This is a genomic window from Streptomyces xanthochromogenes, assembly GCF_014650455.1.
Classification (GTDB): domain Bacteria; phylum Actinomycetota; class Actinomycetes; order Streptomycetales; family Streptomycetaceae; genus Streptomyces; species Streptomyces xanthochromogenes.
The window spans coordinates 111,594-126,650 of the sequence record NZ_BMUZ01000004.1 but is presented as its reverse complement, the minus strand read 5'-3'; the positions used below and the strand labels follow the sequence as shown (position 1 = coordinate 126,650).

Annotated in this window: 7 protein-coding genes; 5 read left to right on the top strand and 2 right to left on the bottom strand. The window is 70.1% G+C overall.

Going from position 1 to position 15,057, the window contains the following annotated elements; translation table 11 throughout:
* Window positions 1–34: 34 nt before the first annotated feature.
* Together IE267_RS11475 and IE267_RS11470 are read right to left on the bottom strand one after the other, a co-directional pair.
* Window positions 35–1,540, bottom strand: coding sequence for an arabinofuranosidase catalytic domain-containing protein (locus IE267_RS11475; protein ID WP_229861025.1), 1,506 nt, complete (start codon window positions 1,538–1,540; stop codon window positions 35–37).
* Between the two features lie 177 nt (window positions 1,541–1,717).
* Window positions 1,718–2,239: a DinB family protein gene (locus IE267_RS11470; RefSeq protein WP_189763115.1), complete on the bottom strand. Its 522-nt coding sequence runs from the start codon at window positions 2,237–2,239 to the stop codon at window positions 1,718–1,720.
* Window positions 2,240–2,532: 293 nt separating this feature from the next.
* Here IE267_RS11470 and IE267_RS11465 point away from each other — a divergent pair, with 293 nt between their 5' ends.
* The 5 genes from IE267_RS11465 to IE267_RS11445 all read left to right on the top strand — a co-directional run bounded on the left by IE267_RS11465 (window position 2,533) and on the right by IE267_RS11445 (window position 15,056).
* Window positions 2,533–3,657 carry a PLL family lectin gene (locus IE267_RS11465; RefSeq protein ID WP_189763114.1) on the top strand — a complete coding sequence of 375 codons (1,125 nt, stop codon included), beginning with the start codon at window positions 2,533–2,535 and terminating at the stop codon, window positions 3,655–3,657.
* Window positions 3,658–3,973: 316 nt separating this feature from the next.
* The gene (locus IE267_RS11460; RefSeq protein WP_167151608.1) at window positions 3,974–5,833 is read left to right on the top strand and encodes an aldo/keto reductase; all 1,860 of its coding nucleotides are present in this window, start codon (window positions 3,974–3,976) and stop codon (window positions 5,831–5,833) included.
* Window positions 5,830–6,537 (top strand): DUF2461 family protein, encoded by a 708-nt coding sequence (locus IE267_RS11455; RefSeq protein WP_229861023.1) that lies wholly within the window; start codon window positions 5,830–5,832, stop codon window positions 6,535–6,537. The genes IE267_RS11460 and IE267_RS11455 overlap by 4 nt, the downstream gene beginning before the upstream one ends.
* A gap of 780 nt (window positions 6,538–7,317) precedes the next feature.
* Window positions 7,318–8,619, top strand: a complete 1,302-nt coding sequence (locus tag IE267_RS11450) for an ATP-grasp domain-containing protein (RefSeq protein ID WP_229861021.1) — start codon at window positions 7,318–7,320, stop codon at window positions 8,617–8,619.
* 299 nt (window positions 8,620–8,918) lie between these two features.
* On the top strand, window positions 8,919–15,056 hold the full coding sequence (locus IE267_RS11445) for a non-ribosomal peptide synthetase (RefSeq protein WP_189763112.1): 6,138 nt from the start codon (window positions 8,919–8,921) through the stop codon (window positions 15,054–15,056).
* The last annotated feature ends 1 nt before the right edge of the window (window position 15,057 follow it).

Genomic DNA, 15,057 nt, shown 5'->3' with positions numbered 1-15,057 from the left:
CGGCCGGACCGTGTGCCGGTCCGAGCCTCCTGGTTCAGTGCAGTTGGAACTTCTGGGCGGGGCTGCCGTTGCAGTCCCAGATCTGGAGCCGGGTGCCGTTGGCGGTCGCGCCGCTCGGTGAGTCCAGGCACCTGCCGGACTGCGGGTTCAGGAGCGAACCGTCCGACTGGACGACCCACTTCTGCCCGCCGACGCCGTTGCAGTCCCACAGCTCGACCTTCGCCCCGCCGGCCGTACCGTTGCCGTTGATGTCCAGGCAGCGGCCGAGGGTGCGCAGCGTGCCGTCGGCGAGGTGCGCCCAGTGCTGGTCCTCGGCGTACTTCTGGCAGTCCCACAGCTGCACAGCGGCGCCGTTCACCCCGGTGTCGTCGGCGGCGACGTCGACGCAGGCGCCGCCGGGACCGGTGAACTTCCGCTGGTCGCCGTTGGGTTCGTCGGTCTGGCCGGAATAGCCGACCGAGGCGATGTTGGCCTGGACGGCGTTCTCTGCGGCGTCCGTCGGGTAGCCGGCGACCATCACGCCCTCGAAGAACGTGCCACGGTTCCAGTTGCTGTTGTCACCGCCGGTGCCCAGGATGATCCCGCCCTCCTGCTGCATCGGCGCGTAGCCGCCGCGGTCGGGCAGGGCTCCGTCCCACCAGGTCGACAGGCCGCCCGACTGTGCGTCGGCGCCCTTCAGCGCGTACCTGGTCTGCCCGTTGTTCTTCAACATGGCCGTGACGTAAGGGGTGTTGTTGCCTCGGTTCGCGGTGTTGGAGCCGTTGGCGCCCTGGAACATGCCGTTCTCCAGGTCGGCCTCGACCCAGGGCCCCGCCCCGGTGCACGGGGCGAAGTAGCAGGTGGTGGCGATGGATACGGCATCCATGTGGCCATTGCCGGTGTCGGCGGGGGTGCGTTCGGCGTTGCCGTAGTCGAAGCAGCAGGCGGACCCGACGTGGGTGCCGCTGGCGACCATGTAGGCGCCCTCGGCCTGGCCGTTGACCGCGGCACCGGAGGCCTGGCCGCTGGAGCGGTATCCGACACCCGGCGAGATCCAGATGCCGTAGACCTTGTGGCCACCGGCGGTCACCGAGATCTCCGCGGCGTCGGCGCCCCGGTCGGCTCCCATGCCCGCGGTACCGGCGGGCCCCGGCAGGAGGTCGTTGTGGCGGGCGGTCTGGTCGTAGACCTTGCTGATCGAGCAGGTCGTGTTCAGGCAGAAGGCGTCCTGCGCCGCGGCGTTCGCGTAACCGCCGGGCACGAGCGGGCCGATGTCCTTGGCCGAGCCGTCGGAGGCCCTCTTCACCTGGTAGAGCGGGCCGTTGTAGGACGAGAAGAGAGCGCGTGTCGTGCTGTGCGCGGCGACGCACGCCGTCCCGGCGCTTCCGTAGATGTCGCAGGGCAGCGACGAGGCGGCCTGGGACGCCGCCGGCAGCGCCAGGAGCGTGCCGAGCACGACGGTGAGGACGGCCAGGACGGAGAGTGCGGCCCGGCGCGCGCGGGCACCGGGGCCGCGGCCCCCTGTGCCGGTTCCTGTGTGGGGGAGGGGCGCTCTGCGCATGCTGTGCTCCCGAGGAGAGTGGGGTGGAGCCTCAATGGGCGTGCAGGAGACGCGAGTTGCCGTGGTGCGACTGAGGCGGAACGTAACCCCACTGTTTGATTGCGTCAATGTTTGTTGCTTCTGATTCGATCCCTTGGGAGAAGATTTTGGATTCGGACTGAACCGGCGTCTGTGCCGCTACGTCAGGACGAGCCAGCGGCGGCCGTCGATCAGCTCGCGTGCCGCGTCGAGGTGGCCGGCGTGGCACGCGGTCTCGGTGATGACATGCAGCAGGACATCGCGCAGCGTGTGCAGGTGCGGCTCCCCGAACAGCTCGTGCGGCCACCAGGCCAGGGCCGTCCCGGGCGAACCGGCGGCGCTGATGGAGTCCGCGATCTCGGCTTCGCGCCGGTACCCGTCGAGCACGTCGCGGGCCGGCACGTCCGGTGGCACGATCCAGGCCTCGTCGCCGCTAGGCAGGTCCCGGATGACCTCCTCGTCCCCGGCCACGACCGCACGGAACCAGAAGCGCTCGACGTCGAGCGTGAGGTGCTGGACGAGCCCGAGACAGTGCCAGCCGGACGGCAGCACGGGCCTGCGCAGCGCTTGCGGGTCGAGCCCGTCGAGGATGCCGAGCACGTGGCGCCGCTGTCCGGCCAAGACGTCGAGGAGTGCCCTGATCTCGCCGTCCGGAGGTGTATCGCTGTTGCTTTCGGTCACGCGCCCATGCTTTCGCACTCCGCACGGCTGCGGGGCCGATTCCGCGATCCACGGTTCCGGCCGCGCCCCGCTGTCCGGTTCGCTGCCGTGGAGCGTTGCCTTCCGTGCCACACCGATGACAGGCGGTGGAGCCGGTGCCAGAGTGTGGCGCGCACGGCCTTTGCGGGAATCCGGCCGGACCCCGTTCCCCTTGTCGCCCCCCGGTGCCGCTCCTTCGCGGCGCCGGGCTCCTGGAGCAGCCTCAGCATGCCCCGCCGACAGTACGTCGGGCCGCGGGCCGGAGAGGGAACTCGATGGGTTCATGGCAGTGGAACGACCAGCAGAAGCCCACCAGCACGGTCGGTGTCCGGGCCTCGATGGGTGCGGTCACCATGAAGGACGATCCGCAGGCAGCGCAGCGACCCTACGTCTTCGTGCGCGGCCTGGACTCGAAACTGCACGTCAACTGGTGGGACGGCAAGGCGTGGCACTGGAGCGCCCAGGGTGCGCCCAGTGGGCGCGGCATCATCGAGAAGGTCGGCGCGGTCACCGTGCAGGACGGCCCCAACGCGGTGCAGCGCCCGTACGCGTTCGTGGTCGGTGACGACTCGAAGCTGTACGTGAACTGGTGGGACGGCTCCAAGTGGAACTGGAGCGACCAAGGAGCGCCGAGCGGGCGGCTGGTCCGTGAGGGCGTCGGCGTCGTCACCGTCCAGGACAACCCCAGCGCGCCGCAGCGCCCTTACGCCTTCGTGCTCACCGACGACTTCCGCCTGTGGATCAACTGGTGGGACGGCAGCAAGTGGAACTGGAGCGACCAGGGTGCCCCGCCCAGCCGCACGGTCTCGCGCCCCCTCGGGGTCACCACCATGCGGGACAACCCGAACGCCTTCACCCGCCCGTACGCCTTCGTCATCACCGACGACTCCCAGGTCTGGGTCAACTGGTGGGACGGCTCGCAGTGGAACTGGAGCTCCCAGGGAACGCCGTCGGGACAGCCGGTCAAGAAGGGCGCCGGTGTGGTCAGCGTCCGGGACAACCCGAACGCGGTGGAGCACCCGTACGTCTTCGTCCAGGGGTACGACTCGCAGTTGTACGTGAACTGGTGGGACGGCTCGAAGTGGAACTGGAGCTCCCAGGGTGCGCCCAGCGGGCGCCGCATCCTCGACTCCGTCGGCACGGTCACGATGAAGGACGACCCCAACGCCTTCACCCGGCCCTACGCCTTCGTCATCGGCGACGACTCGAAGCTGTACGTGAACTGGTGGGACGGCAGCAAGTGGAACTGGGCGGCCCAGGGCGCGCCCGCGGGCCGCGTCGTCGAACGCCCCGGTGAGGCCATCACCGTCCAGGACAACCAGAACGCCGCACAGCGCCCGTACGCCTTCGTCATCACGGACGACTCCGACCTCCAGGTCAACTGGTGGTCCCTGCCGTAGGCCACCACATTCGGACAGGTTCCCGACAGGACCGGTGGCGTCACCGCCCGGGCGCCCCCGGCCCACCGTGAGGGGGCGCGTCCCGAGCCGCGTGCCCGAGGTGTCCGGCCGACCGTCCCTTTCCGCCAGTGGCCGTGGACGTCGGCTATAGGGTGGGGAGCGATGACAGCCATCAACTGCCGTGGAGGCGTTGGCCGCTGATGACGTAGTCGGCTCGGACGCCTCGCGCGATGGTGGCGTGCCCGGCCCGACGCGCGGCAGGCGGCCGTGCCGTACGCGGTGCCGGATGCCGCGGCCGGACCCGTGAGAGGACCCGATGCACGCCAACGAGCAGGCCAAGACCCCCCAGAGCAGGACGCCTCGTCGGGTCGGGGCCGGGACCCCCACTCCGGAGAGCGGCACATCTCCCGGCCTCCGTGCCCTCCAGAACGTCGCGGGCAACGCGGCCGTGGTCCAGATGCTCCGCAGGTCCGGCCACGCCTGGTCCCAGGACCAGCACACGCACACGGGTGACTGCGGTGAACGACAGGGCGCTCAGCCGGAGGCGGCGGTGCAGCGTTCGGCCGTCCACGATGTGCTGCGTGCGCCCGGCCGGCCGCTGGACGACCGGACGCGCACGGACATGGAGGCCCGCCTGGGCGCCGATTTCACCGGCGTGCGCATACACGACGGGCCCGAAGCCAAGGCATCCGCCGCCGAAGTAGGTGCCCGCGCCTACACGAGCGGTGACCACGTCGTCATCGGTGCGAGCGGCGCCGACAAGCACACGCTGGCCCATGAGCTGACGCATGTCATCCAGCAGCGTCAGGGGCCGGTCACCGGCACCGACCGGGGCGACGGCCTGCGCGTCTCGGACCCCTCCGACACGTTCGAGCGCGCGGCCGAGGCCAACGCCCGGAAGGCGATGTCCGGCTCGGCCCCCCTTCAGCGCACCGCCACGCCCGCCGTCGGCACGGCGCGGCAGGACTCACCGGTGATCGCCCGGATGCCCGCCGACGAGTCCGCGGCCGAGGCGGTCAAGCCGTGGCTGGTCTTCGGCGTGGACGGACGCAACAAGGAGCAGCTGACCTCGGCCGTCGCGGCCGGATACCGGCGGTTCGACACGGCGGAGAGCTATCGGAACACCGAGGTCGTCTCCGAGGTGCTGCACGGCCTGCCTCGCAGCAGCTACGAGATCCTGTACAAGTTCGACGTCCGCTCGGGCGAGTCGGCCGAGGTGCTGCGGGCCCGCCTCGAGCGCGCCGCCGCCCTGTTCGGTGGGCGGCTCGACAGCCTGGTCATCCACAACCTGGACGCCGACAAGCGGGTCCTGTCGGACGCCTGGCAAGTGCTCACGGAGCTGAAGAGCGACGGGGTCACCGGGCAGGTCGGGCTGGGGAACGTCGGCGAGAACCACGCGGGGCTGCTGGCCGAGCTCGGCGGGGTCGACGTCGTGGAGAACTCCGTCGAAAGCCTTCTGCTCAGCGAGAACGTGGAGAAGGCGATCAAGGAGTCGGGCGCGCACCTCTACTACTACGACGTCATCAGGACGGCCCGGCAGATGGGTCTCGACCTGACCTCGCCCGACGACCTGAACGGCCTCATCTACACCATGGCCGGCACATTTCACCGGCCCGACGGCACGTCCAACGCCACCATGATCAGCAGCAGTGGAACGTCCGGCACCCAGGCGGCCAACCTGGAGAACTACGGCGGCGGTCCCGACCACGCGGACTTCACCGGGGACGAGCAGTACGGCGCGATGGAGAAGATCGACACGTGGCGTAAGCAGCAGAGTTCCGGCCAGACGAACGACACCTCGTTCGCGCTCCGCCCCGAGCTCGGCAGCTGGCTGGAGAGCCTGTGCAGGCCGGGCGCCACCGATGCCCTGCGCGAGGGTCTCCTGAACGCGGCGAAGGAGAAGGGGGAGGCGGTGAACCAGGCGTTCATCGAGAAGTGGCTGGCGGAGCAGGGCCATGTCACGGCGGAGGACCTCGGCTCGGTCCGCATCCCCTCCCGAGTGGGCCTGAAGCGGCGTTACATCGGCATGCCCCTGCGGGACACCCTGGCCGCGCTGTTCGGAGTGAAGAACTGCGACTGGAAGTGGTCCATCGAGTTGGTGCAGTTGATGATCAGTGGCGCCGGCCAATGGGACGAGGTCCTGCGGTTCGCCGCGGAGGAGATCGTCCAGCAGTGAGCGACACGGCATCCGGCTCCGGCGAACACCCGGACGTGACCGAGGGACGTCCCGGTCGTGGCGATGGCGAGCGGCACTCCGGGGGCGCCTTCACGGGATGGCCCCCGGAGGCGTTCGACGTTCTGCTGCGATTGCAGGGGGAGCCCCCGCAGGCTCTACGGGAGGGGTGCCGGAAGGACCGCGAACGGCTGGTGCGCAAGCCGATGATCGCGCTGCTGAACGACATCGCGGACTCGAACCCGGAGTACGAAGACTTCTCCGTCTGGCACTACCGCACGAACGCGTGGTGGTGGCAGCACCAGGGTGCGGTGATTCGGCTTGCGCGCAACATCGAAATGGGCCTGCGCTTCGACCTCGACGGCCTGCGGATCCAGGGGGCTTGGTGGTACCCCGCTCCGGAGCAGATCAAGGTGTTCCGGCAGGCGGTCGCGGCGGAGGGCGCCGGCCGTCAACTAGTTGCAATTGTCGATGAGTTGAGGGCGCGGGATTACGAAGTCACCGGTGACCTCATGAAGCGGATTCCCCGGGGCCACCCGCCCGACCATCCGCGCGCCGAACTCCTCCAGCACTGCTCGTTGGTCGCCGCGCGGCCGCTGGAATGCGATGCCTGGCTGCACACCCCGCAGGCATTGGACGTGGTCCTCGACGCCATCGGCGAGCCGGGGGACATGATGTCCTGGCTGGTCCGCCACGTGAAGGTGTGACCCTCGCCGAGGCCGATCCCGCGCAGGACCCGTCCGTACTCGGCGCATGCCCCGGCGCGGTGTTCCGAAGCCGGGGCGAGGGAACCGGGCCCGGTGAGGCGCGCCGGTGTCGGGGCATCAGGTGCCCCAGCGACATCTTCGTTCACGGGCAGAGCATCCATCTCTGTCCGTAGCCCTCGGGCTACGGGCGGCATCAGGATTCGGCCAGGCCGAATGGCCAAGACGGCGAGCAGCCGTGGCGCAGTGCGTGGTTCGTGCCGGTATGAGGAGACGGCAAGGACCAGCCGCCGGTGCCGAGGACCCGTGCGCGATCGTCGCACGACGCCCAACCGCTGATGCACGCGCGGACGCGAATCCGCAGGCCTTCGCTCCGGCGGGCACGCCTTCGCCCTGGCGGACCGGTCGGCCGACTCGGGTTCCGGTCATGCCGGCGAGATTTGGGCCTCGCCCGGACCGGCCATTCATGGCTGAATTCACTCCCTGGCTCGATTTGGCGCCCTGTGCCTATTGCCTGCTGGACGGATCCGGCCACGCCGCACACAAAGGGCAGAGTGGCATTTTTCCGCCGCTCTATTCCCGTACGGAATCCGACGCCGTCGGCGAACTGTTACGGGAGGTTGTCGACGAGGCGAACGTTGCCGAGAGCGGAACGGGCATTCCTGCAGGCAGGGCCGTTGTGGATGCCGAGGCGCCCGATGGATCCCCGTGCGATCCCTATGTGGATGGGTACTGCTGTGCTAGCGTCGCCGACGGCTCAGATCGAGCGGTGGGAAACGGGGGATGATCGTGGTACGGGGGCGCGTGCTCGTCGTTGGAGACAGCATCCGACTAATTTCGAAGGCGAAGTCGGCGGATGTAGACGTGGTCTACATGCAGAAGCCGTCACAATTCGATCCCGCGCTGATTCCGCATTGTCAGCAGCTTGTTCTGGTGGACTATCAGCATGTGCCGAGCGCCGTCGCGATGGCGACCGCGCTGCACCGGATCGCACCGATCACGCGGATCGTCACCCAGACCGAGGCGGCGCAACTGGTGGCCGGTCACTTGACCGATGCGCTGGGAATTTCCGGCACATCGGAACGGTGCGCCCGGCTGTTGCACGACAAGTCCGCGATGCGGGCACTGTTGAACGAGCAGGGAATAGGGGCCGTGCCTTACGCGGTCAATCCCACTCAGGCGGACCTTCGCGAATTCGTCGTCACGCATGGAGCGGCGATCGTCAAACCGACCAAGGGCTCGGGCAGTCTCGGTGTGCGGCGGGTCGAATCGGTCGAGGAGGTCGACGAAGTATGGGCCTGGAGCCAGTCGTTCGAGCTCGGTGAATTCCAGGTCGAAAAGCTTCTGACCGGCCCTGAGCTCAGCGTGGAATCCTTTTCCGTGTCGGGCCGCCACACGATCGTCGCGGTGACCGCCAAGGACACCGAAGGCGGGACCGTAGAACTCGGACATGTCATTCCGGCGCCCTTGGCCGAGGAAGACCTTGACCGGATTCACGAGTTGACGGTGCGCCTGCTCGACGCGGTCGGACTTGAGGACGGTCCCGCGCATACGGAGATCATCCTCACCGCCGAAGGGCCCCGGGTCGTCGAATCGCACACTCGCCGGGGTGGCGACCGGATCAACGATCTCGTCAGGATGGTGTACGGCGTCGACATGGAAGAGGCCGCCTATCGCCTGGTCGGCCACGGTGCTCCGCTCGACGGTCATCTGCACCCGGCCCAAGGAGCGGCCGCCATCCGGTTCCTGACCGCGGCTCCCGGGGTCGTCACCGCGGTGACCGGGTTGGAGGCCGCGCGAGCCGTCGACGGTGTGGTGGAGGTGTCGGTGAGCGTGGACGTAGGTTCCGTGGTGCCGGAACTCCGCTGGTCCGACGATCGCAGTGGGCACGTCATCGTGCGTGCCGACGACGCGGGGACCGCCGTCCGTCTGGCCCGCGAGGTTGCCCGTCAGGTCGTGATCACCACCGAGCCCGTCACGGACGGACCGGGACCGGATGCGGCGGGAGCCGACACGCTGAGCTCGATCCTGCGCCCGTACGACGAGGTGTTCGATCCGTTCCACACACCAGTGACCGCGCCCTAACCGCAGCCCCTGGATCGGGCCCGGCCCTCAGGGCCGGTCCGCCGGGATCGGTCTCCCTGCTTCAGGGGGCCGGGAACACGGGCCCGTCGGCGTGCCGGGACGCGACAAGCCGCGCCCCGCCACGCCCGCCCGGAACATCGCGACGACGCGCGCCCGCGGATCACCCGGGCCCGCCCGGGGCTCCGCCCGGCATGTCGTCACCCAGTCCCTTACATCGCTCGCCCGGCACGTCAACGGGCCAAGGTTTCGTTCCGAGTTTGGAGTGCGGTATGGCCGGGAGACCGGACACAGGCGCAAGCATGCTCTCGTACACCCAGGAGAGCCTCTGGCTCTTCCATGAACTGGCCGGATCCGACGAGCCGGCGTACAACGAATCGGTGGCCTTCGAGACCGCCGGCGCACTCGACCCGGACGCGTTACGCCAGGCCGTGCGGGCCACCGTCCTGCGGCACGACGCACTCCGCACGACGTTCCACGAGACCCCCGCCGGACCGCGGACCCAGGTGCACGACCCCTCCGGGGAGGGCCTTCCGGACAGCACCACCGTCGTCGACCTGCGCACCCACACCGCTGCCGAGGCCCGGTCCCGGGCGGAGGAGGTGCTCGCCGAACACCACCGGAAGCCCTTCGACCTGAGCGCGGCCCCACTGCTGCGCACGGTCCTGGTGGCCCTCCCGGGCGACACCTGGCTCTTCGAACTGACGGCCCATCACATCGTCATCGACGACTGGAGCGTCCATCTCGTACTCGATGAAGTGGCCGAGAACTACCGGGCGTTGACGACCGCCGGCGAGCTGCCCCGGCGGCCGGTCACGGGCTCCGCCTTCCGCGCCTTCGTCACCAACAGCCGCGCCGGTACCGCGGGAGCGGAGCAGGCGGCCGCCGTCGAGCGCTGGCGCCGGTCGCTGGTCGATGCCCCGGACCTGCTCGGCATGCCACTGGACCGCCCGCGGCCCGCGACGCAGACCTTCCGCGGCGACAGCATGACCGTCACCCTGCCGGGCGCGGCCGTCGACCCGCTGCTCAAGGAATGCGCCCGCGCCTGCCGCACCACCGCCTTCCCGGTGTTCCTGGCCGCCTACGCGCTGCTTCTCCAGCGCTACACGCGCCAGGAGGGCTTCGCGATCGGCACCACGGTCCTGAACAGGCCGGGCGTCGACGACCTGGAGGAGGTCGGCTGCTACGTCAACACCCTGCCGCTGCACGTTCCGGTGGACCCGGACGACACCTTCCGCACCGTCCTCGCCGGTGCCCAGGAGGCCGCCGAGCGACTCCTCGACGACGGTGACGTCCCCTATCCGAAGGTGGTGGAGGCACTCGGCGCCGAGCGCGCGCGGAACCACAACCCGGTGTTCCAGACGATGCTCACCCTGCTCGACGGCCGTCCCTCGATCGACCTGGGACCGGAGCTGACCTCCCAGTACCACCCCGTTCGTCGTACGGCCGCCAAGTTCGACCTGATGCTCTACATCAACCGGGCCGACGACGCCTACGAGTTCGAGCTGGAGTTCAACACCGACCTGTTCACCCGGGACACCGCGGAGCGGATCCTGCGCAACTACGCGCAGCTGCTGACCTCGCTGGGCGAGGCCGGCGTCGACACTCCGGTGGGCACGCCGTCCATGACCCGCGACACGGAACGGGACCTGATCCTCGGCGACTGGAACGACACCGCGGCCGCCCACCCGGACGGCACGGTCGTCGACGTCATCGAGGAACAGGTCCGGCGCCGCCCGGACAGCCTCGCCGTGGAGTTCGACGGGGAGCGCTACACCTACGACGAGCTGAACCGGCGGGCCAACCAGGTGGCGGCCCGCATCCGGACCCTGCGCGGGGCGGACGGGGCCGGGCCCTTCATCGGCGTGTTCATGGAGCGCTCCGCGGAGATGGTCGTCGCGCTGCTCGCCATCGTCAAGGCCGGCTGCGCGTATGTGCCCATCGACCCCGAATACCCGTCCGCCCGGATCGAGTTCATGATCCAGGACGCCGGTCTGCCGCTGATCCTCACCCAGGAGCAGCACCGCGCGGCCCTCGGCGCCGCCGACGCGCGCATCCTGGTCCTTCCGGACGGGACCCTGGACGACGAGGACGACACCGACCCCGTCCGTGAACTGGGCCCCGACTCGCCCGTCTACATGATCTACACGTCGGGGTCCACGGGACAGCCCAAGGGCGTGATCAACCGTCACGAGGCGCTCGCCAACCGGCTGCACTGGATGCAGTCCGCCTTCCCGCTCGCCGGTGGCGCCGAGGCGGACCGGGTGCTCCAGAAGACCCCGTACAGCTTCGACGTGTCGGTGTGGGAGTTCTTCTGGCCCCTGATGACCGGCGCCGCCATCGTCATGGCCAAGCCCGGCGGACACCGCGACCCGGACTACCTCAAGGAACTGATCCGCTCCCGCGCGGTCACCACCGTGCACTTCGTCCCCTCCATGCTGAACGTGTTCCTGGAGGCGGAGGAGCTCGCCGAGCACTGCGGCACGCTCAAGCGCGTCATCTGCAGCGGCGAGGCGCTGCCCCGCAAGACCATCGAAGTCTTCACCGCCACGCTGCCCGCCACGGGACTGCACAACCTGTACGGCCCGACCGAGGCCGCGATCGACGTCTCCCACTGGCCGTGCAGCGCCGACTATCCCGGAGAGCTCGTTCCGATCGGCAAACCCATCGACAACGTGCGGCTGTACGTCGTCGACCGGGACCTGCGGCTGCAGCCGGTCGGTGTTCCCGGGGAGCTGTGCATCGGAGGCGTCGCCGTGGCCACCGGCTACCACCGGCGCGACGACCTCAACGCCGAGATGTTCGTCCCCGATCCCTACGGGACGCACCCCGGAGCGCGCCTGTACCGGACCGGCGACCTGGCCCGCTTCCTGCCGGACGGCCAGATCCAGTACCTGGGACGCATCGACAACCAGGTCAAGCTGCGCGGACTGCGGGTCGAGCCCGACGAGATCGCCGCCGTGATCCGCGAACTGCCCGGCATCCAGGACGCCGCCGTCATCGTGGACAGCTCGGGTCCCGCGCAGGCGCTCGCCGCCTTCGTCGTGAGCACCGCGTTCGACCCCGACGACCTGCGCGCCCAACTGCGCGACCTGCTCCCGGAGTTCCTCGTCCCGCAGTACGTCGTCGAAGTTCCGCAGCTGCCCACCACGCCCAACGGCAAGCTGGACCGACGCGCCCTGCCGTCGCCGGCGGCCCACGTGGTCCCGGCCGGCCGCCCGCCGGCCACGGCCGCCGAGCACGACGTGGCCCGGGCCTGGCAGGACGTGCTGCAACTCGCCGCACCGGTCTCAGCGGACAGCAACTTCTTCGCCCTCGGCGGGGACTCCATCATGGCCCTGCGCGTCAGTTCGCGGCTGCGCGCCGCCGGATACGCCGTCAACCTGCGCGAAGTGTTCGCCCACACGACGGTCGCCGGGCTGGCCGCGTCACTGAACCGTCACGACCCCGCCTCGGCCGCGCCCCTGGTCACCGCGCCCTTCGCCCTGCTGACGGACGAGGACAAGGCGGCGCTGCCCGACGCGGCGGAGGACGCCTGGCCGTTGACGAAGCTCCAGTCGGGCATGATCTACCACTCGTTGCTCGACGAGGACTCGCCGGTCTACCACGACATCTTCGACTACGAGCTCGCGGGCGTGCGGGACCCGGCCGAACTCGCCCGTGCCGTGCGGGAGACCGTGGCCCACCACGCCCAACTCCGTTCCTACTTCGACCTGGAGCGATTCGACGAGCCGCTCCAGGTCGTGCTCGGCGCGGACACGCCCTCGGCGGCCGCGTCCCTGGAGGTCGTGGACCTCGCCGGGCTGTCCGCCGATGCACAGGACCGAGCGGTGCTGGAGTGGGTCGAGGCAGAGAAGGGCCGCCCGCTCGACCTCGGCAGACCGCCCCTGCGCTTCTGCGTCCACCTGCGCGGCAGCGGCCGGGTCAACCTGGCCTTCTCCTTCCACCACCTGATCCTGGACGGGTGGAGCGTCGCCCTGGTCATCGAGGAGATCCGGGCCCGCTGCGCCGGAGTCTCCGCCGGACCGGACGCGGACACCGCACCCGATCCCGGCTACGGCACCTACGTGGCGCTGGAGCGCGAGAGCGCACGGCGTACCGAGGACCGGGACGCCTGGCACACGCTGCTCGACGGCTTCCCCGCCACCCTGGTGGCGGGCCACCTGGGATCGGCACAGCCGGAGACGATCGAGACCGCGGCGGTGGAGCTGGACGTGCCGCCGGGCTTGGAGGAGCGGCTGCGGCTGCGCGCCGCGGCCCTCGGACTGCCGCTCAAATCGCTCTACTTGGCGGCGCACTGTGCGGCCCTGGCGGACCTGACCGGCCGATCACGCGTGGTCACCGGACTGGTCGGCAATGGCCGCCCGGAACTGCCCGGCGGCAGCGAGATGGTCGGCCTGTTCCTCAACACCCTGCCGCTGCCCGTCGAAGTGCGCGAGGCGGACGACGCGGAGCTGCCGGCCGCGGTCTTCGCACGCGAGCGGGAACTCGTACCGCTCCAGCGGTTCCCCCTCGCCGACATCGAACGCCGAGAGGGCGGAGCACTCTTCGACGTCGTCTTCAACTACACCGACTTCCACTCCTACACGGCAGCCGGTGACACGAACGCCGCCACGCGGGACGCGGTGACGATCGAACACGCCCGGTACTTCGAGCTGACCAGCTTCCCGATGACCGTCCACGTGCACCGGGACCACTTCGCCGGTGCGATGCAGCTCGCCGTGTGCCACGACCGAGGCCGGATCAAGACCTCCACGGCCGAACAGTTCCTGGGAGAGTTCCTCGCCGCCCTGGAGCGGTACGCGGAACAGGAGCCGGCGGACGGCGGACCGGACGAGGCGGAGCGGGCCGTGGCCGCGGTCATCGCGAAGGTGGTCGGAGCCGAGACGCTCGGCGCCGAGGAGAACTACCTCGACGCCGGAGTGGATTCCATCAGCTCCATCCGCATCCTGGCCAAGCTGCGCAAGCAGTTCCCCGCCGCCGCGCTGCGCGACGTGATGGAGGCCCGCACGGTCCGGGCCCTGGTCCGCAGGCTTGGGGCACCGGCACCCGTGGCGGGGGCCACGCGGCCCGCGGCCGGTACCGAAAGGGCACCGGGCACATCGCTCGACGGGCTTCCGCCGGGGGTCGTCGACGCATATCCGCTCACCGCGACCCAGCTCCGGATGATCAGAGCGACGATGCGGGACCCCGAGCAGTCCGCCTACCACGACGTCTTCGCCTACACCGTCGCGCTGCCTCTGGACGAGCCCCGGCTGCGCGCCGCGCTGCGCCGGACGACCGCGGCCTGCGACACGCTGCGCATCGCCGTCGACCTGGCCGCGACGCCCGGACCCCGGCAGCTCGTGTACGGCTCGGTGGAGCCCGAACTCGCCGTGTTCCAGGCCGAGAACGACCCCACGGCGGCGAACGCCTGGTTCGACCGGGAGCGTGGTTCGGGATTCCGCTGGGACCGTCCCGGGCTCATCCGGTTCGCGGCCCACCGCACGGCGCCGGACCGGTTCGTGCTCTCTCTGAGTTTCCACCACGCGACCGTCGACGGGTGGAGTCTCTCCCTCCTCGTACGGGACCTGCTCCTGTCGTACGCCGAGCAGACGGACGCGGTCCTCCCCGGGCCGAAGCCCGGCTCCTTCCGTGACTACGCCATGGCCGAGACAGCCGCGTACGCCTCGGTCGAGTCGAGGGAGTTCTGGCGCGACGTCCTCGCGGGCCACTCCGGAGCGTCCTGGCCCCACTACCCGTCCGACGGCGGTACCCGGTGGGCCGAGGCGACCGCCGTCATACCGCCGGCCACGGAAGACAGGCTGCGCGAGATCGCGCGCAGCACCGGGCATCCCCTCAAGTACCTTCTGCTCGCGGCCCACTTGAGGGTGCTGGCTCTGGTCACGGGGGAACCGGACGTCCTGACCGGGACGTTCACGCACGGCCGCCCCGAGCGGGACGACACCGAGGAACTCGTCGGGATGTTCCTCAACTTCCAGCCGCACCGGGTCCGGATCGCGGACCAGACGTGGCCGGAGCTCACCGAGCAGGTGTTCGCGTTCGAGATGCGTGCGCTCGCGCACCGCCGTTGCGCCGCGTCCGACGACGGCCGGGACGACTGGCCCCGGTACCCGGCGCTGTTCAACTACACGGACTTCCCCGCGTATACGGACGCCGCTCAGGGCGGAGGCCACCTCGTGGGTGTCCGCTGGTTCGAGCACACCCACGCCCCGCTGCTGGCGACCGTGGGCCGCGCCCCGGAGGAATCCGCGCTGGAGATCACCCTCAACGCCGACGGCAGGCTGCTTCCGCAGCACGTGGTGGACGACCTGGCGCGCCTGTACGAGGCCGTCCTGGCGCAGATCACCGAGACCCCGGACGGCCTCGTCCGGAACGTCACCAACCGGATCAGGACGTGTGTGGACGGCCTCGGCGCCCGCCGGGTCCCGTCCGCCTGAA

What these genes read in the sequence shown, in the direction of transcription:
- IE267_RS11475 (WP_229861025.1), bottom strand. Translation starts at nt 1,540, where the DNA reads ATGCGCAGAGCGCCCCTCCCCCACACAGGAACCGGCACAGGGGGCCGC.
- IE267_RS11450 (WP_229861021.1), top strand. Translation starts at nt 7,318, where the DNA reads ATGATCGTGGTACGGGGGCGCGTGCTCGTCGTTGGAGACAGCATCCGA.
- IE267_RS11460 (WP_167151608.1), top strand. Translation starts at nt 3,974, where the DNA reads ATGCACGCCAACGAGCAGGCCAAGACCCCCCAGAGCAGGACGCCTCGT.
- IE267_RS11445 (WP_189763112.1), top strand. Translation starts at nt 8,919, where the DNA reads ATGCTCTCGTACACCCAGGAGAGCCTCTGGCTCTTCCATGAACTGGCC.
- IE267_RS11465 (WP_189763114.1), top strand. Translation starts at nt 2,533, where the DNA reads ATGGGTTCATGGCAGTGGAACGACCAGCAGAAGCCCACCAGCACGGTC.